The sequence below is a fragment of the Bifidobacterium sp. POST2/T3 (B1) genome, assembly GCF_058197115.1.
Genome location: NZ_JBVPQK010000351.1, coordinates 1 through 2698, shown reverse-complemented (window position 1 = coordinate 2698; position 2698 = coordinate 1). Strand labels below are relative to the sequence as shown.

Here is a 2698-nt window from a genome sequence, read left to right as displayed (position 1 = left end):
GGCGGCCTTCTGGCGGGCCTGCTGTTGCTCCTGGCCATCGCGCTGGTCATCCATGGACTGCGCAAGGGGCAGGATACTGACGCCGATCGCTGGGCCCTGACCCGGCGCACCGCCATGGTCCTGATCCTGGCCCTTATGGTCCTGACCCCCAGCACGGTTAGCAAGACCACCAACAAAGCGGTCAACGCTACTGATGTCTTTATTGCGGTTGACATAACCGGATCGATGGCAGTCAAGGATGCCGGATATGGCGATCAGGAAGGAATCAGCCGGCTGGCGGCGGCACGGACAGCCGTCCACGACCTGACGCGCATTTACCCGGATGCCTCCTTCTCGGCCCTGAGCTTCGGTGCCTCAGCCAGCATCGATCTGCCCCTGACCCCCGACGTTCGGGCTGTGGACAACTGGGCCAGGGGACTGGCGACAGAGCCCACATCCAGGTCCGCCGGCTCCAGCCTGGATGCTCCGCTGGATCGCCTGAGCCTGGTCTTGAAACAGACCAAGGACCGGCATCCGGACGACCGAATCCTGCTCTACCTGATCAGCGATGGCGAACAGACCGGGCCTGAAGAACGGCGATCCTTCAGTGTCCTCAGGGAAGGGCTGGATGATGCCTTTGTGCTGGGAACCGGCTCGACCAAGGGCGGCATGGTGCCCCTGAGCTCCGATGCCGGCGGAGGCGATGCCGACGGCTGGGTGACGGACCCCAAGACCGGCCAGCCGGGCATCTCCGCCATGGACCCCAAAACCCTCAAGGCCATTGCCGACGAGATGAGCGGCCACTACCAGGACCTGGCCAAGGGGACCACAGTGGGTGAAGGGGCTACGGCTGCGGCTTCCAAGCGGTACCGGGTGACCAAGGTCGACCAGGTCCGCCTACATGTCACCCCGCTGGTCTGGCCGCTGGCACTGGTGGAGCTGATCCTGATCCTGATCGAGACGGGACTCTGGATCCGCACTTCGAGGAGACTGCTATGAGTAGGAAGTCCCAGCAAGATGCAAGAAGCGGCCGCCGCCTGCGAGTGCGCCTGATTTTGGCTGGCTTGGCCTTGGTTGCAGCCCTGGCCGGAGCCTGGGGCCTGATCAACGTCAAAGCCATCGCCACCTATAACGAGGGCACGCGCGTGCTGAGCACCAACGTTCGACAGGTCCAAAACCCCCAGGCCGATCCAGCATCCATCAAGGCTCTGCAGGACCAGGCCGAGCATCTCTTCGCCCAGGTCGAACGGCCGGGACCCCTGATTCTGCCACAGACCAGGCAGGCTGCCCAGGCCAACCGATCCGCCAACGCTGCGCTGACCAGCCGCACCGAGCGCCTGCTCAAGAAGCAGAAGGCCGATAAGGCCCAAGACGGAAAGGACGGATCCGGCAAGGGCTCCTCCTTAGGACTGACCAAGCAGCAGGAGGCCGAGGTGGAGGATCTGCTTAGACGCAACCAGCAGCAGAGCGAACCGTCTGCATCCCCCACGCCTTCAGGCCAGGCGAGCGACAATAAGGGTCAGGGGAAGAACGTCAAACCCTGGTGACCGGCCGCACATAGCCTTTCGCGCGAGTCATTCCAACGCCTCCTTTCCAGCAAATCGATCCTCATGCAGGCGAACATCTTCCAGCCATCTGACCGACAGAATCAAGAAATAGCGGTAAATCTGTCCACAGCCAGATGAATCGGACCTCATTCGACCACATGGCCCTACTGGGATCATTTCAGGAGGATCGCCATGTTGTAGTAGAGGCATGTATAGGTCATCCTCATCACTGCCCGCCCTGAGCACCTTCCTGGAACAACCCTCCTACCTGGCTGATCCGGACTCAGCTGGATCCTGCCCCTGTCATGCACGGGCAGCCCGCTGTCGGACCTTGCTGTCCGACATGGTACGACAGTCGCGAGCCACTCTGGTCCATCTGAGTGAATTAGCCGACCAGGCTCTGAGGGTCGACTGGCAAGGGCGGGCCGCTGAAGCCTATCGGACCCAGGTGCGGGCCATGGATGCCCTCTGCCAGGATCAGCGTGTCCAGGCAGGGCGCACCTTGGGCCTGATCGATCAAGAGAGCCGGCCATGAAGCGGACGATCACTGCCGCCCCCGACAACCACGGCTATACACGCACCGAGCTGGACCATCTGACCGGCATGGCGGATCGGCTCAACCAGGCAGGTGGTGCCCTGGCCACCATGCAATCCCAATGGGTTCTGACCAATCAGGCCATCCGCAGAACCATGCCGGAGCTGCCAGCCCTTCCTTGCGCACAGGCTTCAGTGCCGCCGCCGGGTCACGCCCATCTGCCCCTGGATCTGATGGTGTCCTTCTGCAATGACCAGGCCCAAGCCTGCGAAGATCTGCGCACCCAGCTCCAGTCTGTGGCCGACAAGCTGACCAAGGCCTATGGGCTGTATTCGCAGGCTGAATCATTAATGGATAGGCTGATGAACTCCCTGATGTCCAAGGCATTGACCGTCTTTCAGCCCATCGCCCCGTTCATGCTGGGATCCATCGGCTTGGGCCTGGGAGCAGCCAAACTGACCGATCACCTGGACGCATCACAACTCCAGGAATTCCTGGAAACCACGGCCAACATCCAACAACCCCTGCTGAACGCCGTCGCATCCGGCCCGTCCTCGGACCATCATGATCCCATTGGCGGATTGGTTACCGGCCCCGGCCTACTGATGCCTTTGATACTTGCTCATTTCCAGGGTGA

General features: G+C 61.9%; 4 protein-coding genes. All 4 read left to right on the top strand.

What is annotated here, in order from left to right; translation table 11 throughout:
• A partial coding sequence (locus AC0AP0_RS11475; RefSeq protein ID WP_490430563.1) for a vWA domain-containing protein occupies window positions 1-978 on the top strand: 978 nt, incomplete at its 5' end.
• Window positions 975-1526 (top strand): DUF6466 family protein, encoded by a 552-nt coding sequence (locus AC0AP0_RS11470; RefSeq protein ID WP_110413156.1) that lies wholly within the window; start codon window positions 975-977, stop codon window positions 1524-1526. The genes AC0AP0_RS11475 and AC0AP0_RS11470, both read left to right, overlap by 4 nt.
• Before the next feature lie 208 nt (window positions 1527-1734).
• On the top strand, window positions 1735-2061 hold the full coding sequence (locus tag AC0AP0_RS11465) for a hypothetical protein (protein ID WP_110413157.1): 327 nt from the start codon (window positions 1735-1737) through the stop codon (window positions 2059-2061).
• A partial coding sequence (locus AC0AP0_RS11460) for a hypothetical protein (protein WP_490430562.1) occupies window positions 2058-2698 on the top strand: 641 nt, incomplete at its 3' end. The genes AC0AP0_RS11465 and AC0AP0_RS11460, both read left to right, overlap by 4 nt.